Source organism: Erythrobacter sp. HL-111 (assembly GCF_900105095.1).
Lineage (GTDB): Bacteria > Pseudomonadota > Alphaproteobacteria > Sphingomonadales > Sphingomonadaceae > Erythrobacter.
In genome coordinates this window covers 736,870-758,338 of the sequence record NZ_LT629743.1, presented here as the reverse complement: position 1 = coordinate 758,338, position 21,469 = coordinate 736,870, and the positions used below count along the sequence as shown (strand labels likewise).

General features: G+C 68.3%; 21 protein-coding genes. 9 read left to right on the top strand and 12 right to left on the bottom strand.

The features are described from left to right. Positions 1-46: 46 nt before the first annotated feature. Complete coding sequence (locus tag BLU08_RS03620; RefSeq protein ID WP_090195413.1) at positions 47-817, bottom strand: NYN domain-containing protein; 771 nt, start codon at positions 815-817, stop codon at positions 47-49. Between the two features lie 289 nt (positions 818-1,106). On the opposite strand from BLU08_RS03620, the gene lipA reads away from it, so the two are divergent. After that, positions 1,107-2,063: a lipoyl synthase gene (gene lipA, locus BLU08_RS03615; RefSeq protein WP_090195410.1), complete on the top strand. Its 957-nt coding sequence runs from the start codon at positions 1,107-1,109 to the stop codon at positions 2,061-2,063. A gap of 5 nt (positions 2,064-2,068) precedes the next feature. Further along, on the top strand, positions 2,069-2,530 hold the full coding sequence (locus tag BLU08_RS03610) for a type II toxin-antitoxin system RatA family toxin (RefSeq protein WP_090195408.1): 462 nt from the start codon (positions 2,069-2,071) through the stop codon (positions 2,528-2,530). Here BLU08_RS03610 and BLU08_RS03605 read toward each other — a convergent pair. The 3 genes from BLU08_RS03605 to BLU08_RS03595 are packed head-to-tail and all read right to left on the bottom strand — an operon-like array spanning position 2,491 to position 4,734. Beyond that, positions 2,491-3,003 (bottom strand): CinA family protein, encoded by a 513-nt coding sequence (locus BLU08_RS03605; protein WP_090195405.1) that lies wholly within the window; start codon positions 3,001-3,003, stop codon positions 2,491-2,493. The two genes, BLU08_RS03610 and BLU08_RS03605, sit on opposite strands and share 40 nt — an antisense overlap. Continuing rightward, complete coding sequence (locus tag BLU08_RS03600; protein ID WP_090195402.1) at positions 3,000-3,560, bottom strand: hypothetical protein; 561 nt, start codon at positions 3,558-3,560, stop codon at positions 3,000-3,002. Before BLU08_RS03600 ends, BLU08_RS03605 begins: the two co-directional genes overlap by 4 nt. A 13-nt stretch (positions 3,561-3,573) precedes the next feature. Further along, positions 3,574-4,734, bottom strand: a complete 1,161-nt coding sequence (locus BLU08_RS03595; protein WP_090195399.1) for a bifunctional 2-C-methyl-D-erythritol 4-phosphate cytidylyltransferase/2-C-methyl-D-erythritol 2,4-cyclodiphosphate synthase — start codon at positions 4,732-4,734, stop codon at positions 3,574-3,576. 77 nt (positions 4,735-4,811) lie between these two features. On the opposite strand from BLU08_RS03595, the gene dusB reads away from it, so the two are divergent. From dusB to hflX, 7 genes are all read left to right on the top strand, one after another. Continuing rightward, positions 4,812-5,828 (top strand): tRNA dihydrouridine synthase DusB, encoded by a 1,017-nt coding sequence (gene dusB, locus BLU08_RS03590; protein ID WP_090195396.1) that lies wholly within the window; start codon positions 4,812-4,814, stop codon positions 5,826-5,828. A 2-nt stretch (positions 5,829-5,830) separates the two neighbouring features. Continuing rightward, entirely contained in the window at positions 5,831-7,012 is a 1,182-nt protein-coding gene (locus BLU08_RS03585) for a nitrogen regulation protein NR(II) (RefSeq protein ID WP_090195393.1), read from the top strand. A gap of 4 nt (positions 7,013-7,016) precedes the next feature. Further along, positions 7,017-8,480 (top strand): sigma-54 dependent transcriptional regulator, encoded by a 1,464-nt coding sequence (locus tag BLU08_RS03580; RefSeq protein ID WP_090195390.1) that lies wholly within the window; start codon positions 7,017-7,019, stop codon positions 8,478-8,480. A gap of 70 nt (positions 8,481-8,550) precedes the next feature. Then, positions 8,551-10,902 (top strand): ATP-binding protein, encoded by a 2,352-nt coding sequence (locus BLU08_RS03575; RefSeq protein ID WP_090195387.1) that lies wholly within the window; start codon positions 8,551-8,553, stop codon positions 10,900-10,902. A gap of 45 nt (positions 10,903-10,947) precedes the next feature. Continuing rightward, a complete protein-coding gene (locus BLU08_RS03570) occupies positions 10,948-12,336 on the top strand; it encodes a sigma-54 dependent transcriptional regulator (RefSeq protein ID WP_090195384.1) in 1,389 nt (462 codons plus the stop codon). A gap of 208 nt (positions 12,337-12,544) precedes the next feature. Beyond that, positions 12,545-13,135, top strand: a complete 591-nt coding sequence (gene hfq, locus BLU08_RS03565; protein ID WP_090195381.1) for an RNA chaperone Hfq — start codon at positions 12,545-12,547, stop codon at positions 13,133-13,135. Positions 13,136-13,159: 24 nt separating this feature from the next. After that, the gene (gene hflX, locus BLU08_RS03560; RefSeq protein WP_090195378.1) at positions 13,160-14,464 is read left to right on the top strand and encodes a GTPase HflX; all 1,305 of its coding nucleotides are present in this window, start codon (positions 13,160-13,162) and stop codon (positions 14,462-14,464) included. Between the two features lie 2 nt (positions 14,465-14,466). Here the strand turns inward: hflX and mazG are convergent, their stop codons facing one another. The 8 genes from mazG to BLU08_RS03525 form a co-directional block, all read right to left on the bottom strand. Continuing rightward, positions 14,467-15,243 (bottom strand): nucleoside triphosphate pyrophosphohydrolase, encoded by a 777-nt coding sequence (mazG, locus tag BLU08_RS03555; RefSeq protein WP_090195375.1) that lies wholly within the window; start codon positions 15,241-15,243, stop codon positions 14,467-14,469. Between the two features lie 69 nt (positions 15,244-15,312). Beyond that, entirely contained in the window at positions 15,313-15,486 is a 174-nt protein-coding gene (locus tag BLU08_RS15290; protein ID WP_172800975.1) for a hypothetical protein, read from the bottom strand. Further along, the gene (locus BLU08_RS03550; RefSeq protein ID WP_090195372.1) at positions 15,483-16,265 is read right to left on the bottom strand and encodes an MBL fold metallo-hydrolase; all 783 of its coding nucleotides are present in this window, start codon (positions 16,263-16,265) and stop codon (positions 15,483-15,485) included. Before BLU08_RS03550 ends, BLU08_RS15290 begins: the two co-directional genes overlap by 4 nt. After that, positions 16,262-17,038, bottom strand: a complete 777-nt coding sequence (locus tag BLU08_RS03545) for a TatD family hydrolase (RefSeq protein ID WP_090200957.1) — start codon at positions 17,036-17,038, stop codon at positions 16,262-16,264. Before BLU08_RS03545 ends, BLU08_RS03550 begins: the two co-directional genes overlap by 4 nt. After that, a complete protein-coding gene (gene metG, locus BLU08_RS03540; protein WP_090195369.1) occupies positions 17,038-18,627 on the bottom strand; it encodes a methionine--tRNA ligase in 1,590 nt (529 codons plus the stop codon). Before metG ends, BLU08_RS03545 begins: the two co-directional genes overlap by 1 nt. Continuing rightward, positions 18,620-19,591, bottom strand: coding sequence for a DNA polymerase III subunit delta' (locus BLU08_RS03535; protein WP_090195365.1), 972 nt, complete (start codon positions 19,589-19,591; stop codon positions 18,620-18,622). The genes metG and BLU08_RS03535 overlap by 8 nt, the downstream gene beginning before the upstream one ends. Then, positions 19,591-20,244, bottom strand: a complete 654-nt coding sequence (gene tmk / locus BLU08_RS03530) for a dTMP kinase (protein WP_090195362.1) — start codon at positions 20,242-20,244, stop codon at positions 19,591-19,593. Before tmk ends, BLU08_RS03535 begins: the two co-directional genes overlap by 1 nt. Next, a complete protein-coding gene (locus tag BLU08_RS03525) occupies positions 20,244-21,398 on the bottom strand; it encodes a D-alanyl-D-alanine carboxypeptidase family protein (protein WP_233996069.1) in 1,155 nt (384 codons plus the stop codon). Before BLU08_RS03525 ends, tmk begins: the two co-directional genes overlap by 1 nt. Positions 21,399-21,469 lie beyond the last annotated feature (71 nt).

Genomic DNA, 21,469 nt, shown 5'->3' with positions numbered 1-21,469 from the left:
CGGGAGCACTGCTCCGGGCGCCCTTTTTTCGCCCAATGCCCTGCGATCAGCGCAGGCGCTTGACCCAGATCTCGCCACCTTCGCGCCGTTCGAGCGCGAAGTTCGGGACTGCATCGAGCATGTCGTAAAGCCGCGCGAAGCCATAATTGCGGGTGTCGAAGCTCGACCGGTTGCCCGCGCGCTGGCCGACTTCGGAGAGCTTGGCATAGCCGTTTTCGTCGCGCTTCGATGCGTTGTAGGCATCGACCAGCAGGTTCAGCAGTCCTTCGTCGATCCCGCCCGAGGCGGCGTCCTTTTCCACGCTCGAGCCCGCGCCGTTGCCCGGCGCCGCCCTGCCTCCGCCGCGCCGGGGCGCGGCCCTGTCCGCCTTGTCGGCGCGCAGCAGGGCGGTGACGTCGATGAAGCGGGTGCAGGCCTCGCGGAAGGCTTCGGGCGTCTTGGCCCCGCCGAAGCCATAGACCGGCAGGCCGTCCTGCCGGATACGCATCGCGAGCGGCATGAAATCGCTGTCCGAGCTCATGATGCCGAACCCGTGGACGCGTCCGCCGTAAAGCAGGTCGAGCGCGTCGATCGTCATCTTCATGTCGGTCGCGTTCTTGCCCTTGGTCAGGTCGAACTGCTGCTGCGGGTCGATGCCATAGCGGTGCATCTTGTCGATCCACCCCTTGAGGCTGGTCTTGCGCCAGTTGCCGTAGGCGCGGCGGATGTTGACCTGGCCGAGTTCGGCAAGGACGGTGAGAACCGGGTCGATCGCGGCATGGCTGGCGTTGTCCGCGTCGATGAGCAGGGCGATGTTGTTGGAGAAGGGTTGTGACATTGCGCCCATTTGGGCGAGCGGCTCGTTCGCGGCAAGTCCAATCGCGATCTTGACTGTCCGGTCGCCCCGAACGCGCCGCTCGCCTTGTCGAGCGAGTGGAGGCCCCGGGCATCGCGGCGAATTCGGGCACCCGGTTCGTCCTCTCGCAAGGGCGGCGCCGGGCGCGGGGGCCGGCCAAGGCAGGCGTTGCGCGCGGCGCAGCGGGTTTTGCGAAGAATTCCGCGCGCCCCTCACAAAGGAGGAGATCAGCGCGGTTGCGGGCAGGGTGAACGGGTCTTAAGTAGCGCGCATGAACGATCTCGCGAACACGCCGCAGCCGCACGATCAGCCGCGCCCGGCCCGCCAGCGCAAGCCCGACTGGATCCGCGTCCGTGCGCCCGCGGGCGAAGGCTATCACGAGACCCGTCGGCTCATGCGCGAGCTCAACCTCAACACCGTGTGCGAAGAGGCGGCCTGCCCCAATATCGGCGAGTGCTGGACCAAGAAGCACGCGACCGTCATGATCCTCGGCGACGTCTGCACGCGCGCCTGCGCCTTCTGCAACGTCAAGACCGGGATGCCGCGCAAGGTCGACCCGATGGAGCCCGAGAACACCGCGATCGCCGCGGCCAAGATGGGGCTCGAACACATCGTAATCACCAGCGTCGACCGGGACGACCTGCCCGATGGCGGCGCGATGCAGTTCGTCAAGGTGATCGAGGCCCTGCGCCGCACCACGCCGGGCACCACGATCGAGATCCTCACCCCCGATTTCCGCGGCAAGATGCGCCGCGCGGTCGAGATGATCTGCGAAGCGGGTCCCGACGTCTACAACCACAACCTCGAAACCGTCCCGCGGCTCTACCCGACGATCCGCCCGGGCGCACGCTATTACGCCTCCCTGCGCTTGCTGGAGGAGGTGAAGGCGCACGACCCCATGATCTTCACCAAGTCGGGCATCATGCTCGGGCTCGGCGAGGAACGGCTCGAGGTGCACCAGGTGATGGACGACATGCGTTCGGCCGAGGTCGATTTCATCACCATGGGCCAGTATCTCCAGCCCACGCCCAGGCACGCCAAGGTGGAGGAGTTCGTCACCCCCAAGGCGTTCGACGCCTATGGCGCGATCGCGCGGGCCAAGGGCTTCCTCCAGGTCGCATCGAGCCCGCTGACCCGTTCGAGCTACCATGCGGGTGACGATTTCGCGAGGATGCGCGCCGCGCGCGAGGAGCGCCTTGCCAAGCAGGCCGCGCGGGAAAAGGCCTGACCTCCATGCCCGGAATCCGCGAGACGCGCAGGCTGCCCTACAGCGCCGAACAGATGTTCGACCTCGTTGCCGACGTGAAGCGCTATGACGAATTCCTGCCCTGGGTGATCGCGACCCGCATACGTTCCGACAGCGAGACCGAGATGATCGCGGACATGGTGGTCGGCTTCAAGGCGATCCGCGAAAGCTTCACCTCGCGCGTGCTGAAACGCCGCCCGAAGGAGATCGAGGTGATCTATCTCGACGGGCCGCTCTCCGACCTCGACAATGTCTGGACCTTCCGCCCGCTCGACGAGCACAGCTGCGAGATCGATTTCGCGGTCGATTTCACCTTCAAGAACAAACTGTTCGAACGGATCGCGGGCCAGTATTTCGACCGTGCCTTCCGCAAGATGGTGACCGCTTTCGAAACCCGCGCGGACGAGCTTTACGGCAACAGCAGTTCCAGCGCGCACAGCGTCGCCTGACGCCGGATCGAGGCGCGCGCGCCGGGCCCGTCGCCGCCGTCGAAATGCTTGAGCTCGCCTTCGGGCTCGCCTTCCGTGGCCCGGGTGGCGCGGGCGAAGACGACCGTGCCGACCGGCTTGATCGTCGTGCCGCCACCCGGACCCGCGACCCCGCTGATCGCTACCGCGACATCGGCATTGGAACGTTCGAGCGCGCCCTGCGCCATCGCCCAGACGCAGGCGATCGAGACTGCACCGAAGGTTTCGATGATGTCGCGCGCGACGCCCAGCGATTCCATCTTCGCCTCGTTCGAATAGGTGACGAAGCCGCGGTCGAGCACTGCGGAGGAGCCCGCGATCTCGGTCAGCGCGCCGGCGACCAGCCCGCCGGTGCAGCTTTCGGCGAGCGCGACCGTGCGCCCCGCGGCGGCGTTCTCGGCGATGACCCGCTCGGCGAGGGCGGCAATGTCGTCGGGCAGGAGGTAGGGGTTCATTTCGCGGCTCCCGCTTCCGGCCTCGCGGCGCAGATCCTGATTTCGTTCGTTTCGGAAAGGTCGATGAGGAAGGTCAGCAGCCCCGCGATGTTCTCGACCGGAAGCGGGCTCAGCAGTTCGAGCCCGCGTTCGATATCGCGGCAATCCTCGCGGCGGATCTCCTGCGCGACCATCTGGCGCAGCAGCGCGTCGGCGAGCGGGCGCAGGGTCTCGGGCGGGACGGTATCGATGACCTCGGCGAAATCGATCTCGCCGGCGGCGGGATCGGACCCGCGCTGCTCGACGATCAGCCGCAGGACCCTGAGCGCGCCCGGCCAGGCCGCGTCCTGCCGCTCGCGGAACCGCGCGGCAAGCCGGTCGCCCTCCCGCGCGAGGAAGCCGTCCCGCTGGAGTGTGGTGCCGCAGGCCGCGCGGGTCGCCTCGAAGGCGAGCGGCATGGCATAGGTCATCGCATCGTCGATGTCGCGCGGCGCGGCGCAGGCCTGCCGGGCCTCCGCGGCGCTGGCCTGCGCGAGCGCGAACAGGGCGAGCGCGGGGGCGAGAAAGCGTGTCGTCATGCCTGCCATTCTCTCACGGGCGTTCCTCGCGCGAAAGGGCGACGATGGCCTGGGCCGCGATTCCCTCGCCCCGGCCGGTGAAGCCGAGCCTTTCGGTAGTGGTCGCCTTGATGCTGACCGCGCTTTCGCAAAGCCCGGCCAGGCGCGCGACCTCGGCCCGCATGGCGGCGCGATGCGGCCCGATCTTGGGCGCTTCGCAGATGAGCGTGAGGTCGATATTGGCGAGGGCATAGCCCGCTTCCCGCGCGAGGCTCACGGCGTGTTCGAGGAACCGGCCCGAACGCGCCCCGGCCCATTGCGGGTCGCTCGGCGGGAAATGCGTGCCGATGTCGCCTTCGCCGATCGCGCCGAGCACGGCATCGGTGATGGCGTGGAGCGCGACGTCCGCATCGGAATGCCCGGCAAGGCCCATGTCATGCTCGAGCCTGATCCCGCACAGCCACAATTCCTCACCCGCCTCGAGCCGGTGCACGTCGAAACCCTGCCCGATGCGGAAGGCGGCGGCATTGTCCATCAGGTCCTCCGCGAAGGTGACTTTCTTCAGCCGTTCGTCGCCGCGCACCAGCGCGACTTCGCCGCCATTCGCGGCGAGCACCTGCGCGTCGTCGCCCGCATCGGTCCCGCCCACCCAGGCCCGGTGCGCGACGAGGATCGCCTCGAACCGGAAGGCCTGCGGCGTCTGGACCCGGCGCAGGCTTTCGCGGTCGGCCTTGTCGGCCATGGTCCCACGCGCGCTGGCGACGGCGAGGGAATCGACCACGGGAAGGACGGGGATCGCGCCCGGATGTTCCGCAAGCGCATCCATCAGCCGTTCGATGACGGCGCGCGGCAGGTCGGGGCGAGCCGCGTCGTGGACGAGCACCCGGGCGGGCGCCTCGTCCGCCAGCGCCTCGAGCCCGGCGCGCACCGAATCCTGCCGGTTCGCGCCGCCGGTGACGAAGCGCACGCCGGTCGCATCGCCGACCGCCGCGCGCGCATGGTCCTCGGCCCCTTCGGCGATCACGACGACCAGCGGCGCGGCGCCCGCCTCGCGCAGGGTTTCGACCGAATGGCGCAGCAGCGGCCGGCCGCGCCAGGTGCGGTACTGCTTGGGCAGGACGCCGCCCACGCGCAGGCCCTTGCCGGCCGCCACGACGATCGCGGCGAAAGGGGGAAGGGGGCGCTCACCTGCCATGCCAGCGCGGCGCTTAGGGGCTGGACGGGATTTCCGCAATGGACTATGCGTTGCTCAAAATTTAGGCATTTCCCCGCATGACACAGCTTCCCACACCCCCGGCGCTGAAGCCGATCGAGATCGGCCCGGTGACGATCCCCGACCCCGTCCTGCTCGCGCCGATGACGGGCGTGACCGACATGCCTTTCCGCACGCTCGTGCGGCGCTACGGCTCGGGCCTCAACGTGACCGAGATGGTCGCGAGCGAGGCGGCGATCCGCGAGACGCGCCAGTCGCTCCAGAAAACCGCTTGGGATCCGGTCGAGGAGCCCGTCTCGATGCAGCTCGTCGGCTGCGATCCCGGCAGCATGGCCGAGGCGGCGAAGCTGCAGGAGGGCAATGGCGCGGCGATCATCGACATCAATTTCGGCTGCCCGGTGAAGAAGGTCGTCGGGCAATACGCGGGCAGCGCGCTGATGCGCGAGGTGCCGCTGGCGACGAAGCTGATGGAAGCCACCGTCAAGGCGGTGAAGGTGCCGGTGACCGTCAAGATGCGGATGGGTTGGGACCATGCCACCCTCAATGCGCCCGACCTCGCCCGGATCGCCGAGGACCTCGGCGTGAAGATGATCACCGTCCACGGCCGCACCCGCAACCAGATGTACAAGGGCAGCGCCGACTGGGCGTTCGTCCGGCGGGTCAAGGAGGCGGTCTCGATCCCCGTCATCGTCAATGGCGACATCTGCGGGATCGAGGACGCTGCCAGCGCGCTCGAACAATCGGGCGCGGACGGCGTGATGATCGGGCGCGGCGCCTATGGCAAGCCGTGGCTGCTCGGCCAGGTCATGCACTGGTGGCGCACCGGGGAAAGCCGGCCGAGCCCCAGCTTCGATGAACAATACGCCGTGCTTGTGGAGCATTACCAGCGGATGCTCGACCATTACGGGCGCGATGTCGGGGTCAAGATCGCGCGCAAGCACCTCGGCTGGTACACCAAGGGGATGCACGGCTCGGCCGATTTCCGCAACAAGGCGAACCAGATCGAGGACCCGCGCGAAGTGCTGGGCGAGATCGAGCGTTTCTACGAACCCTTCCTGAGACGCCGGGCGGCCTGACCATGGCGTCGGGGCGGGCGCTCGGAGGCGGGAGCGGGGATGTCGGGGACACGAACCGCGCGCCCGATGCGCGTGCCCAGATCGCGGGCCTGATCTTCGCCGTGCTGCTGGTCGACGGCGAGGGCCGCATTGCCGAGGTCAACCAGGCGGCCGAGATCCTGCTCGGCACGAGCGCGCGCCGCCTTGTCGGTCAGGACCTACTCGCTCTGCTCGGCCCGCTTGACCCGCGGGTCGAAAAGCGCCTCGAACGCACCGACGAGGCGCTGGTCGCGCGCGAACTCGCGCTGACCCTCCGGCAGAGCGAGCTGCAGGTCAACCTCACCGTTTCCCCGCTTTCCGGGGCGCCGGGCTGGCGGGTGGTGACGCTCTCGAAAATCGCCCACGAGGACACCGCGAGCGTCGAGAACGCGCGCGAGAGCGCGCCGCCGGGGCCTTCGATCCTCGCGCACGAGATCAAGAACCCGCTCTCCGCGATCCGCGGCGCCGCCCAGCTCGCCGCGCGCAAGCTGCCGCAGCGTGACCGGCCGCTCGCCCGGATGATCACCGACGAGGTCGACCGCATCGCCCGCCTGGTCGACCGGATGCAGCAATTGGGCAGCACCCGCAGCGAACCGTCCGAACCGCTCAACCCGCACGAGGCGATCCGCAGCGCGCTCGCCACGGTGCGCGTCGCGAGCGCGGGGACGAAGGCGGGCGAGGGCGCCTTCGAGGTCGCCTTCCGCGAGGAATTCGATCCGTCGATCCCCCCGGTGCTCGCCAATCGCGACGCGCTCGAACAGGTGCTGATCAACCTGCTCTCCAACGCCCGCGATGCCGCGATGGAAGGCGCGCGTTCGCCGCAGGTGACGATCCGCACGCGCTATGTCCACGGGCTCGTCTTCAGCGCGATGCGGCTCGGCCGGCCGGTGAAGCTGCCGATCGAGATAACCGTCACCGACAACGGCAAGGGCATCGACCCGGCGCTGCGCGGCGCGGTGTTCGAGCCGTTCGTCTCGACCAAGCAGCATGGGCAGGGCCTCGGGCTTGCGCTGGTCCGCAAGATGGTGCTCGACATGGGCGGCAGCGTGACCCACGAACGCGACGCACGGCTCGGACTCACCCACTTCCGGATCCATCTCGCCCAGGCGCCAGGCCGGCCTCCGGCCAAGTCCCAGGCCAACCCGCAGCCTGGCGGCAAGGGGTAGGGCGATGGCGCGCGACGATGCCCCCCTGATCCTGCTGGTTGAGGATGACCGCGCGATTGCGACCGTGATCAGCGCCGCGCTCGAGGACGAGGGCTTCAGGGTCCGGCATTGCTTTTCCATCGCCGAACGCGACGCGGCGCTCGCCGAAAGCGGGTTCGCGGTGATGATCACCGACGTCCTGCTCGAGGACGGCGACGGGCTCGCCAGCCTCGCGGCGGTGCGCCGCGAGGCCCCCGCCATGCCGGTGATCGTGCTGTCGGCCCAGAACACGCTCGACACCGCGGTCCGCGCGAGCGACAGCGAGGCGTTCGAGTATTTTCCCAAGCCCTTCGATCTCGACCAGCTCGTCCAGGCGGTCGGGAAAGCGGCGGGCGCGACCGGCGCGCGCGCGGGCGACCGGGCTGCGGGCGCGGGCGAGGGCGAGGCACCCGGCGCGGACGGGGAGGGCCTGCCGCTGGTCGGGCGCAGCCAAGCGATGCAGGGCGTCTACCGCATGATCGCGCGGGTGCTGCGAAACGACCTCACCGTCCTTGTCACCGGCGAAAGCGGGACCGGCAAGGAACTGGTGGCCGAGGCGATCCACCAATTGGGCAGCCGCTCGACCGGGCCGTTCGTCGCGGTCAACACGGCGGCGATCCCTTCCGACCTCATCGAAAGCGAGCTGTTCGGCCACGAAAAGGGCGCCTTCACCGGGGCGATCGCGCAGGCCATCGGGAAGTTCGAACATGCCAATGGCGGCACTCTCTTCCTCGACGAAATCGGCGACATGCCGTCCGAGGCGCAGACCCGGCTGCTGCGCGCGCTCCAATCGGGCCGTATCAGGCGCGTGGGCGGGCGGCAGGAAATCGCCGTGAGCGTGCGGATCATCGCCGCGACGAATCGCGACCTTGCCCCGCTGATCGAACAGGGCGCGTTCCGCGAGGATCTCTTTTACCGGCTCAACGTCGTCCCGATCCAGCTGCCCCCCTTGCGCGACCGGCGCGAGGACATCGAGGTTCTGGCCCAGCATTTCCTTGCCCAGGCGGTCGAGGACGGGTTGCCGCGGCGGCGTCTTTCCCCCGATGCGATCGCCGCGCTCGAAGCGCGGCGGTGGCGCGGCAATGTCCGCGAATTGCGGAACGTGGTCTATCGCCTTGCCCTGATGGCCCGCGACGAGGTGATCGACGCCGCGACGCTGGCCGAAGTCGTCGGACCTGAAACCGCGCCGCCCGCGTCGGCCCCGGCCTCCGGGACGCCCGACCTCGCGGGCGCGCTCGAAAGCTGGCTGGCCAGCGAATGCCCGCCCGACGGCCTGCTCCACGCCCGCGCCATCGCCGCTTTCGAAAAGCCGCTGATCGAACACGCGCTCGCCCGGACGCGCGGAAACCAGTTGCGTGCGGCCAAGCTGCTCGGCATCAATCGCAACACGCTCCGCAAGCGGATCGTCGAACTGGCGATCGAGCCCGAACGCTTCGCAAGGGCGGTCTGACGCAAAACCTTCGCATTCTGCCCTGAATATCCTTGCATCCTTGCAACACTATCGTTGTAATGGTGCAACTATGGAGGCGTCTGAAGCCACTCCCGTGCCGGAAGGCGGCGTGCCGGATGCGAGCGGCGAGGGCGCGCCCTCCGCGCCCGGCGGAGCGGGGGCGCAAAGCGCCGGGCGCGCCGAGACGCGGGCCGGCTCCGCCGAGCGCGCGGCCCTGCGGCTCAACCGCCGTTCGCCCCGCTGGCTGCGCCGTTTCATCGTCGCCTCGCGCAGGGCCAATGTCTTCCTCTGGCTCGAATTGCTCTCGCTCGCCGGGCTCGTTCTCGCGGTGGCCGCAACATGGTACGCCTTCTCGCGCGATCCCGAGGCGGGCGCGCTGGTGCCGACGCTGCAGGTTTCGCTGCTGCTGATGGCGACGCTGGTCCCGGCGATGACGATCCTTGTCCTCGCCGGGCGCCGCCTGGCGCTGCGGCGCGCGGCGGGCAGCACGGCGCGGCTCCATGTCCGTCTCGTGTTCTTCTTCTCGATGGTTTCGGCCATCCCGACCCTGCTGGTCGCGGGCTTCGCCGCCTTCCTGTTCCAGACCGGCGTCGATTTCTGGTTCTCCGACGATTCGCTCGGATTGATGGAGAACGCGAACGAGCTCGCGCAGAACTACTACGACGCGAACCAGCGCGACGTGCGCGACGAAACCCTCGCCATGGCGGGCGACATGCGGTTCTATTTCAGCCGCGGCGGGACGCTCGCCAATGACGAATTCCCCGATTTCTACGCGCTTCAGGCGCAGGGCCGGAAGATCAACGAGAGCGCGATCATCCAGCGGCTCGGCGACGGCGCCTTGCGGACCGCGGCGATCATGGACCTGATGGAGGACAACCGCCCGCTCGAATTCAGCACGGGGGCGCTTTCCCGGCTGGAGGACGGCGAACTGGTGGTGGTCGAGGGCAGCCCCGAACGCATCGCCGCGATCGCCCCGGTCGATCGGGACAGCGGGATCTATCTCTACAACGCGCGCAACACCGAGGCGACGATGTTCAATTCGTGGTCGCGCGCGCAGGCGATCGCGCGCGCCTACGACACGCTGACGGGGGACGCGCGCACGCTGCAACTGCGCTTCAACATCGCGCTGGTGCTGGTCAGCCTGCTATTGGTCGGGATCGCGATCTGGTTCGCGCTGCGCTTCGCCGATCGCCAGGTCGAGCCGCTGACCGATCTCGTCGGCGCGGCGCGCAAGGTCGGGCAGGGCAATTTCGCGCTCCGGGTCGAGGGGCGCACCGGGGCGGACGAGATCGGTCTCCTCAACCGCGCCTTCAACCGCATGACCGCGCAGCTCGAAAAGCAGACGCAGGCCCTGGTTTCGGCCAATCGCCAGATCGACGACCGCCGCGCCTTCATGGAGGCGGTGCTCGAATCCGTGACCGCCGGGGTGGTCTCGGTCGACCCGGCGGGCAGGGTGCTGCTCCTCAACGGTTCGGCCGCTGCCCTGCTCGCGCGGGAGGGCGCCCACGACCCCGCGAGCATGGTGGGGATGCGGCTCGAGGACCTTTCGCCCGAACTGCACCGCATCGCGCGCGAGGGGCAGGAAAGCGCGATCGTCACGCACCCCAGGGGGAGCGACCTTCTCACCCTCGCGGTCAAGGTCGCACCGGGGACGAGCGGTTCGGTCATCACCTTCGAGGACATCACGCGGCAATTGCTCGACCAGCGACAGGCCGCATGGTCCGACGTCGCGCGGCGGATCGCGCACGAGATCAAGAACCCGCTCACTCCGATCCATCTCGCCACCGAAAGGCTGAAACGGCGTTATCGCAAGCAGATCGAGGAGGCCGACGGCGAGCTGTTCGACGAGCTCACCAGCACCATCGTCCGCCAGGTCGGCGCGCTGCGCAAGATGGTGGACGAATTCTCCTCCTTCGCCCGCCTGCCCAAACCCGTGTTCCGGTCCGAGGACCCTGTCGATCTCGTGCGGCAGGCGGTGTTCCTGCAGGAGGTCGCCCATTCGGGCATCGACTTCAGCGTCTCGACCGAAAGGCTCGGCAGCCGCGAGATGCTGTGCGACCGGCACCAGCTCGGCCAGGCCATGACCAACGTGCTCAAGAACGCGGTCGAGGCGGTCGAGGCCCGCGCGGCCGAGGCCCGGGGACATTACGAAGGTCGCATCGCGGTGATGATGGAAGGCGACGACCAGATGATCACCATCATGGTCGAGGACAACGGCATCGGCCTTCCCACCGATCGCGACCGAATTACCGAACCTTACATGACCACCCGCGAGAAGGGCACCGGCCTCGGCCTCGCCATCGTCAACAAGATCGTCGACGAACACGGCGGGGACATGAGCTTTGCCTCGGGCGAGGCCGGCGGCACCCGCGTGACCCTGCGCTTCGCCCGCAATCCGCAAGTCCTAGGCGGCGAGAGCTGACGATGCCCGACGCCCCCACCACCCCGAGCCCGAAGGGAGCCGCCCATGGCGCTTGAAATCCTCGTCGTCGACGATGAACGCGACATCCGCGAACTGGTCGCCGGCGTGCTCGGCGACGAAGGCTACGATTGCCGCACCGCCGCCGACAGCACCGCCGCACTGGCCGCGATCGACGAACGCCGGCCGAGCCTCGTGCTGCTCGACGTGTGGCTCCACGGGAGCGAGATGGACGGACTGGAACTGCTCGATGCGATCAAGGCGCGCGAGCCGAACCTGCCGGTGATCATCTTCTCCGGCCACGGCAACATCGACACCGCCGTCTCCGCCGTCAGCCGCGGGGCGATGGACTTCATCGAAAAGCCCTTCGAGGCCGAGCGCCTGCTCCTGCTGGTCGAACGCGCGACCGAGACCGAGCAATTGCGCCGCGAGAATTCGCGCCTGCGCGAAGGCGTGTGGGGGGCGAGCGAGTTCACCGGCAACTCGGCCGCGATCAACAATGTCCGCGCGACCCTCAAACGCGTCGCCAACACCGGGAGCCGGGTGCTGATCTCCGGCCCCGCGGGGGCGGGCAAGGAAGTCGCCGCGCGCCTGCTCCATTCGTGGAGCAATCGCGCGGACAACGCCTTCGTCCTCGTCAACTCGGCCCGGATCACGCCCGAACGTTTCGAACAGGAACTGTTCGGCGAGGAGGTCGACGGCAAGCAGGTCCGGCCCGGACTCCTCGAAACGGCCGACGGCGGCACGCTCTATCTCGACGAGGTCGCGGACATGCCGCTTTCGACCCAGGCCCGCATCCTGCGCGTGCTGACCGACCAGAGCTTCGTGCGGGTCGGCGGGACGCGGCAGATCGGGGTCGACGTGCGGGTGGTCTCCTCGACCACGCGCGATCTCACGGTCGAGATGGAGGAGAAGCGTTTCCGCGAGGACCTGTTCTACCGGCTCAACGTGGTCCCGGTCGCGATCCCCTCGCTGGCCGAGCGGCGCGACGACATCCCCGCGCTGGCCGAGCATTTCTTCACCCGCTATTCGACCGACCAGGGCATCCCCCCGCCCGAGATCAGCGAGGAGGCCATGGCCGCGCTCCAGGCCTATGACTGGCCGGGCAATGTCCGCCAGCTCCGCAATCTCGTCGAGCGCACGATCATCATGACCCCGCGCGAACGGCTCGGCAAGATCGAGCCCGACATGCTCCCGTCCGAGATCACCGGCGGACGGCTCGCCTCCTCGGGCGAGGGGCTGACGGCGATGATGGGCGTACCGCTGCGCGAGGCGCGCGAGAGTTTCGAGCGCGAATATCTCACGATCCAGATCCGGCGTTTTTCGGGGAACATTTCCAAGACCGCGTCCTTCATCGGGATGGAAAGATCGGCGCTCCACCGCAAGCTCAAGCTTCTGGGAATGGCCGAACGGCGCGAAACCGGCCGCAAGGTCTGAACCCGCCCGCGGCGAAGGCGCGGGGACAGGCACCTTGACAGGCGTGTCAGGTAAGCCAGACTTCAGGAACTTGACAGCGAGTCAGGGATTGCTCGCTTGCCAAGCAAGCGCCATTATGGCCCGGGGCTGGACCGTCATATCCCTTCGCGGCGCGATGCCCTTCCTCGCGGACCGTAAAAGCGGCCGCCAAGAACAGGAGCATAGCTATATGTCGAACGGGCGAACTCTCTCTCCGCGCCCCCGGCCGCAGGGACAGCCCGGCCCGGGCACGCCGCGCCAGTCCGGCAGCCTGCAGGACGCGTTCCTAAACCTGCTGCGCCGCAACAAGACCCCGGTGACGATGTTCCTCGTCAAGGGCGTCAAGCTGCAGGGCATCATCACCTGGTTCGACAATTTCTCGATCCTGCTGCGGCGCGACGGTCAGTCCCAGTTGGTCTACAAGCACGCGGTTTCCACCATCATGCCGGGGCAGAACATCGATGCGAGCCAGTTCGCCAGCCGCGCGGGCAACCCCAAACAGCGCCTGCTGCAGGACGTGTTCCTCAGCCGCGTGAGCGAGGCCAATGTCCAGGTCACCATGTTCCTCGTCAACGGGGTCATGCTGCAGGGGCGGATCGCGGCCTATGACCTGTTCTGCATGCTGCTCGAACGCGACGGCGCGGTGCAACTGGCCTACAAGCACGCCGTCTCGACCATCCAGCCCGCGAGCCCGGTTGACCTGACCGAGGATGAGGAAGATGATGCCGGACTGGAAAGCGAACCCTATGATGACGGGTCCGAGGATGACGAAGAGGCATAGCGGCTGAGTTTCGACGACGACCTGATGGATGAGGTGACGCGCGGCGCGCGGGCGCTTGTGCTGTGCCCGGATATCCGCAGCTTCACCTACGACCTCGACGCGCGCGAGCGACTGGAGGAGGCCGAAGGGCTGGCTCTGGCGATCGGCGTGGTGATCGCCCATTCGGAAATCCTGCCCGTGCGCCAGATGCAGCCCAACACCCTGTTCGGTTCGGGCCAGGTCCAGCGCATCGCCGACTGGTGCGAGCTGTACGAGGCCGAACTCGTGATCGTCGACGGAGCGCTGAGCGCGATCCAGCAGCGCAATCTCGAGGAGAAGCTGAAACGCAAGGTGATCGACCGCACCGGGCTGATCCTCGAGATCTTCGGCGAACGCGCGGCGACCGCGGAAGGGCGGCTGCAGGTCGAACTCGCCCATCTCGACTACCAGCAGTCGCGGCTCGTGCGGAGCTGGACCCACCTCGAACGCCAGCGCGGCGGCTTCGGCTTCCTCGGCGGTCCGGGGGAAACCCAGATCGAGGCCGACCGCCGGATGATCGGCCAGCGCATGGCGCGGCTGCGGCGCGAACTCGAACAGGTGCGCAAGACCCGCGCGCTCCACCGCGAGCGGCGGGGAAGGGCGCCCTGGCCGGTGATCGCCCTCGTCGGCTACACGAATGCGGGGAAATCGACCCTGTTCAATCGCCTGACCGGCGCGGACGTGATGGCAGAGGACCTGCTGTTCGCCACGCTCGATCCGACGATGCGCGCGATCGCGCTGCCGGGGGTGGAAAAGGCGATCCTGTCCGACACGGTGGGGTTCATCTCGGACCTGCCGACGCAGCTCGTCGCCGCGTTCCGCGCGACGCTGGAGGAGGTGACCGGCGCCGACCTGATCTGCCACGTGCGCGACATCGCCAACCCGGCCAATGCGGCGCAGAAGAAGCAGGTGATGGAAGTGCTCGGCGATCTCGGCGTGGTGGATCCCGAAACCGGGGCGGGGGAAATCCCCATCCTCGAAGTGTGGAACAAGGCCGATCTCCTTCCCCCCGAACGCCGCGCGGAACTCGCCGAGGCGGCCGAGACGCAGGGGGCGGTGCTGCTTTCCGCGGCGAGCGGGACGGGCATCGCCGCGCTGGAGGGACGGATCGGCGCGATGCTGACGGCGCAGGCGAAGGAGGTGACCATCACCCTCCCCGTGAGCGACGGGCGGCGCATGGCTTGGCTCCACGCGCATGGCGACGTCCTGGAGGAGGAAGACGCGGGCGAGGGCGCGGACGGTCCGATGAAGCGCGTGACGGTCCGGCTCAATCCCAAGGAACTGGGTCAATACGAGACTCTGGACACCTGAATTCAAACGGTTTCCTCGTCCCGCTTGACCTCCTGCCAGAGAGCTTCCTGCTGGTCGAGCGATAGCTCCGCGAAGGCGTCCCCGGCCCTCGATTCCATCGCCCGGAAGCGGCGTTCGAACTTGGCATTGGCAGCGCGCAGGGCGTCTTCCGCGGCGATCCCGTGGGCGCGGACGAAATTGACCGCGGCGAAGAGCAGGTCGCCCGCTTCCTCGACCTTGTCCTCCTGCGAAGAAGCGGTGTTAAGTTCCTCTATTTCCTCGATGATCTTGGCTTCGGACCCCTTCGGATCGGGCCAGTCGAACCCGGTGCGGGCAGCGCGTTTCTGCAGTTTCTGCGCGCGCATGAGCGCCGGCAGGGCGAGCGCGACCCCGTCGAGCGCGCTGGCCATGCCCTTCTCCGCGCGTTCGGCCTGCTTGAGGTTCTCCCAGCGGGTTTCGCCCATCGTGCCGCCTTCGCCGCCGAAGATGTGCGGGTGGCGCGCCTCCATCTTGTCGCTGATCGAGCGGGCAACGTCGTCGAAGGCGAACAGGCCGGCTTCCTCGGCCATGCGGGCGTGAAAGACGACCTGGAGCAGCAGATCGCCGAGTTCGTCCCTGAGCTCGACCATGTCGCCGCGTTCGATCGCGTCGGCGACCTCGTAGGCTTCCTCGATCGTATAGGGCGCGATGCTGGCAAAGTCCTGCGCGAGGTCCCATTCGCATCCAGACTGCGGATCGCGCAGCCGCGCCATGATCGCGAGGAGGCGCTGCAATTGCGGGGAAGAGGGGACCTCGTTCATGAACTTCGCTCCCGACAGCTTGGGTGGATAATATATATTATGTAAAATACGAACTGGGTGAAGGCCGTCTCATCCCTGGATGAAGAACCCCACCAGCAGGAACAAACCGGCGAAGATAGCGAGCCAGGTCAGCGCCATGCGCGCGATCTGTCCCCATCCGAGCCGGTAGGACGCAAGCGCGCTCCCCGCGATGACCAGCCAGCCAAGCAGGCTGACGATGGCGATGATGTCGTACTGGCTCACGCGATGACCTCCAGCCCGTCATAGCCGACGATGACATGCCCCGGCACCTCGTCGCAGAGCTTGCGGTAATCCATGCTCTTGTCGAGATGGCTCAGCACGAGCCGCTTCGCCTCGCAGCGTTCGGCGAGCTCGATCGCCATGCCGAGATGCGCGTGCGTCGGATGCGGTTCGCGCCGCAGGCAATCGCTGACCAGCACGTCCGCACCGTGGAAGGTTTCGATCATCTCATCTGAAATCCTCGAGAAATCGGTGGCATAGACGATGCTCTTGCCATCGGCTTCGAAGCGATAGCCGGTCGTTTCGCCCGGGCCGTGGTCCATCTGCACCCAGTCGACCGAAAAGCCCGCGACGATGCGGAGCCGGTCGAGCGTGTCGAGATTGACGATGGTGGGATAGCCGTCCTGCCCGGCAAAGACGTAACCGAAACGCTGGCGCAGCCGGCGCACCGTCTCGGTCGAGGCGTAGCCCGGGATCGGCCCGCCGCGCCCGTAGCGAAGGACACGCAGGTCGTCGATGCCGTGGCAGTGATCGGCGTGATCGTGGGTCCAGAACACCCCGTCCACCCGGTCCACCCGGTTCGCGAGCAATTGCGCGCGGCAATCGCTCGACGTGTCGACCAGCAGCCGCGCGCCCTCGTCGCTTTCGACCAGGACCGAGACGCGGGTGCGGCGATTGCGCGGCTCGGCGGGATCGCAATCGCCCCAGTCACCCGCCCCGTCCGGCCCGCCGACGCGCGGCACGCCGGTCGACGTGCCCGAGCCGAGCAGGATGACCTTCACAGCATCGCCCGCGTGAACAGTTTCGAGAAATTGGCCGTGGTCCTTTCGGCGAGCCGTTCGGGCTCGACCCCGCGCAGGTCCGCCACGAAGCGGGCGGTGTCCGCGACATAGGCCGGCTCGCACACCTTGCCGCGGTTCGGCACGGGCGCGAGGAAGGGGCTGTCGGTTTCGACGAGCAGGCGGTCTTCCGGGATCTGCGCGGCGACCGCCTGCAATTCCTTCGCGTTCCTGAATGTCACGATGCCCGAAAGCGAGATCGTCAGGCCAAGTTCCAGCACCTTGCGCCCGAAATCCGCCGAGGCGGTGAAGCAGTGGATCAGCGCCGGAAAGGCCCCCTTCCCCATCTCCTCCTCGAGGATCGCGAAGGTATCGTCCTCTGCATCGCGGGTGTGGATGATGACCGGCAGGCCGGTTTCGCGCGCGACGCCGATGTGCATCCGGAACAGGCGCGCCTGCGTTTCGCGGTCGGAATGATCGTAATAGTAATCGAGCCCGGTTTCCCCGATGCCGATCACGCGGGGGTCCTCGCTCGCCGCAAGCAGCGTGGCGCGGCCGAGGTCGGCGTGGGCGTCGGCTTCGTGCGGGTGGATGCCGACGCTGGCGAAGACGTCGCTTTCGCGCTTCGCGGTGCCCACGACCTGTTCCCACTCGGACTTGCGGGTCGAGATGTTGAGGAAGGCGCCTACCCCGGCTGCGCGGGCGCGGGCGAGGACGCCCTGCTGGTCCTCGACAAGGCCCTTGTATTCGAGGTGGCAGTGGCTGTCGACGAGCATCATGCCGCTCCTTGCGCCGCCTCCGGCAGTTCGAGCCGCGGGAAGATCGGCGTGGGACTGTTCACGGTGAAGCCCGCCATGACGAGGCGGCGGAACCAGTCCGGGTCCTGCAGGTGTTCATATTGTCGCTCGTCCGCCGGCACGCCGAGCTGGTCGAGCAGGTCCGCGGCCTTCGTCGGCACGACGGGCCGGATCGCGATGGCAAGGTCGCGCAGCGCCATGAACAGGGTAAGGAGCACCGCCTTCATTCGTTCCGGATCGGTCTTGCGCAGGGTCCAGGGTGCCTGTTCGTCGACATACTGGTTGCAGGCATGGACCGCGCGCAGCCACGCCTCGATCCCGGTGGAGAAGGCAAGCGCCTCGAAAGCCTGCGGCAGTTCGCGCAGGCACGCGTCGCCGACCAGCGACAGCAGCTTGCGATCAACCTCGGCAGGCTCGAATGCCTCGAGATGCCCGTCCATGTTCTTCGCAATCATCGACAGCGTGCGCTGGGCCAGATTGCCGAAGGAATTGGCGAGTTCCGCATTGGCCCGCGTGACGATCGCTTCGGGCGAATAGGAACCATCCTGTCCGAAAGCGACCTCGCGCAGCAGGAAATAGCGCAGGGCATCGACGCCGAACCTCTCCGCCAGTGCCAGCGGATCGGTGACGTTGCCGAGCGATTTCGATTCCTTCTGCCCGCGGTTGAGCAGGAAGCCGTGGCCGAATACCTTCTTCGGGACCGGCAGGTCCGCGCTCATCAGGAAAGCGGGCCAGTAGATCGTGTGGAAGCGCACGATGTCCTTGCCGATGAGGTGCAGGTCGGCGGGCCAGAATTTCGCCATGTCCCCGGTCTCGTCCGGAAAGCCGAGCCCGGTGAGGTAGTTGGTCAGCGCATCGACCCAGACATACATCACGTGCCCGGAATCCGTGCCGTCCGAACCCGGCACCTTGACCCCCCAGTCGAAACTGGTGCGGCTCACCGACAGGTCGCGCAGGCCCTGTTCGACAAAGGCGATCATTTCGTTGCGGCGGCTCGCCGGTTCGAGGAAGCCCGGCGTGCGGAGCAGTTCGAGCAGGCGGTCCTGGTATTTCGACAGGCGGAAGAACCAGCTTTCCTCGACCGTCCATTCGACCGGCGTTCCCTGCGGGGAGAGCCTTTCGCCGCTTTCGCCTTCGACCAGTTCGCTCTCGTCGTAATAGGCCTCGTCACGGACCGAGTACCAGCCCTCGTAGCGGTCGAGATAAAGGTCGCCCGCCGCTTCCATCCGCTGCCAGATCGCCCGGCTCGCGCGATGGTGATCGTCCTCCACCGTGCGGATGAAACGATCGTAACGCACGTCAAGAGCGTCGCACATATCGCGGAAATAGCCCGACATTTCATCGGCGAGATCGCGCGCGGTGCGGCCCTGTTCGGCAGCCTTGCGCGCCATCTTGAGCCCGTGTTCGTCGGTCCCGGTCTGGAACCGCACGTCGCGCCCCCGCATCCGCTGGAAACGCGCGATGACATCGGCCGCGATCGCCTCGTAGGCATGGCCGATATGCGGCCTGCCATTGGGGTAGCTGATCGCGGTGGTGACGTAGAAGGGGGCGGGGTCGGTCTCAGCCATGGGCCGGTTCGCTAGCCGCGCTCGCCCCGACAAGCAAGGTTCCGATCTCAAGCGCGAGGAGCCCCGTGTCGTAATTGTGGATCGGAGCATCCCGCGCGAGTTCGACGAGCCGCGCGTGCGCCTCGACCAGTGCGCCGCGTTCGGCGTTCGAGCCGGTTTCCCGCGCGCGCGCGGCGACCAGCGCCCGGGCGAGGTCGAACGCCGCCTGCAGGCGTTCGCGGTCGGCGCGCGGGCCGATCAGGGCCGCGAGCTCCCCCCGCCCGGTCATCGCCGGATCGCCTTCGGCAAGGAGCGTCTCCATCACCTCGGCCAGCGCCCCCAGCTTCTGTTCGGCAAACCGCCGCGCCGCGCCGAAGGAGCCTTCCGCCGCCTTCATCGCTGCCGCCCGTTCGCCCGGGTCCCCGCCCGCCCCGTCCGCATCGAGCATGGCGGCAAGTTCGGCGTCGGTCAGCGGCGGGAACCGCAGCACCCGGCAGCGCGAGCGGATCGTCGGCAGGAGGCGCGCAGGCGCGTGGGTGACCAGCATGAAGAAGGTTCCCTGCGGCGGTTCTTCGAGGCTTTTCAGCAGCGCATTGGCCGCGGCGCGTTCCAGATCGTCGGCCGGGTCGATGATGACGACCCGCCGGCTGCCGATCGTCGGCCGGGTGGTGAGGCGGCGCTGCATCGCGCGGATCTGCCGGATGCGAATGCTGCGGGCACGCTCGAAGGGCTTGCCCTCGGCCGCGGCGCGTTCGGCCTTGTCGTCCTTCGGCCCGTGGGTGAGAGTCACGATATCGGGATGGTTGGCGGGATCGGCTGGCTGCCTCACGCCGGGCTCGGCGACCAGTTCGGCCGCGGCGGCGAGCGCGAAGTCGCGCTTGCCCAGGCCGCGCTTGCCCGCGAGGATCCAGCCATGGTGCATCCGCGCTCCGCCGGTTGCCATGCGCCATTCGCGCCACGGCCGCTCGTGATTGGGCCAATCCATCAGCGCGCCCCTTCCGGCATGATCGGCGCGAGCGCGGCGAGGACGCGGGCTTGCACCTCTTCCGGCTCGCCCGCTCCGTCGATCACCGCGATTCCCGCCGGATCGGCTGCGGCCATGCGGCGGAAGCTCGCGGCGACCGCGCGATGGTAATTCGCGCTGCGCCCGCCGATCGCATCGCTCTGCGCCCCGTCGCGGGCGGCGAGGCGGCGGGCGACCTGCGCCTCTGCAACGTCGAGCAGCACCGTCAGGTCGGGCCGCAGCCCGCCGCTGCCGAAGTCGTGCAGCGCAAGGATCGCCGCGTCGCCCAATCCCCCCGCTCCGCCCTGGTAGGCGCGGCTCGAATCGACGAAGCGGTCGCACACCACCCAGCGCCCGGCCTCGAGCGCGGGGCGGATGCGGCGTGCGACGTGATCGGCCCGCGCGGCGGCGAAGAGCAGCGCCTCGGCCTCGCCGGTCCAGCCCTCGCCGGGGGGCGTCAGGAGCAGGCCGCGGATCGCTTCGGCACCGGGCGTGCCGCCGGGTTCGCGGGTGGTTTCGACCGGGATGCCGCGCCCCGCCAGTGCCTCGGCGAGCAGGCGCGCCTGGGTCGACTTGCCGGCCCCCTCCCCGCCCTCGAAGGCGATGAAGCGGCCCCGCCCCCCGCGCGACGCCATCAGCCAAGCCACCGCGCGAAGGCGTTGACGATCCGGTCGAGCGGTCCCGCGATCCCGACCGGCTCGCCCGCGAACAGGGGAATGCGCGCCTCATCCATGCCCGGCACCTCGATCCTGAGGGTCGCCACCCGGCTTCCCGCCGCCACCGGAGCGCGCAGCGGGCCGTCGTAGCGGACGCTCAATGTCATCTCCCCCGCACGCCCGCGCGGGACGCTGACCTCGACCGGGCGATCCGCGACGAGCGTGACCCGGCGGGCGGAGCCGCCCTGCACCCGTGCCTGTGCGACCTCCTCGCCCGCATCGAAAAGGCGCCGCCGCTCGAAGGCGGAAAAGCCCCACTCGACATAACGCCGCGCCCAGCCGTCGCGTGCATCGCCGCGGTCAACCCCGGCGGTGACGAGCACGAGCCGCTGGGCCCCGCGCCTGACCGTGCCGAGAAAGCCGAAGCCCGCCTCGTTGGTGAAGCCGGTCTTGATCCCCTCCGCGCCCCTGACCCGGCCGATCAGCGGGTCGTGATTGCCCTGCGTCACGTCGTTGTAGGTGAAGTTTTCGTTGCCGATGTAGCGCCGGAATTTTTCGGGATGGCGGCGGATCATCGCCTCGGCGAGCAGGGCGAGATCGCGCGCGCTGGTGAAGGTGCGGCCTTCGTCCATCCAGCCGTTGGGGTTGGCGAAATGGCTGTCGGTCATGCCGAGTTCGCGCGCGTGCACGTTCATCAGCGCCGCCCAGTTCTCGACCGATCCCGCCGCGCCCTCGGCCAGCACGATCGCCGCGTCATTGGCGGAAACGGTCATGAGGCCCATCAGCAGGTCATTTACCGTGACCCGGGCATCGGCCGGCAGCCACATGGTCGAACCCTTGCCGCTCCAGGCGCGCCAGGTCTCGGGCCGGATCGTCATCACCTGCCCCGGGTCGAGCCTGCCCTGCTCGATCAGCTCGAAGGCGACATAGGCGCTCATGGTCTTGGTCATCGAGGCGGGGACGAAACGCCGCCGCGCATTGCGCTGGTGGAGGATCTGACCGGAGGAGACATCCACGAGAAGCGCGATCGGCACTTCGTCGCCCGGCGGGATCGCGGGTGCCGCCGACCGGCCTTCGCCAGCAGGGCCCGCGGGCGCGGGCGCATGGACGAACGCCAGCGCCGCCAGAGCCATGGCCATCATCGAACGGGGTCTCACACCTCTCACCCGCGCGCCTATAACCCCGCCCGTCCCGCTTGGCGAGG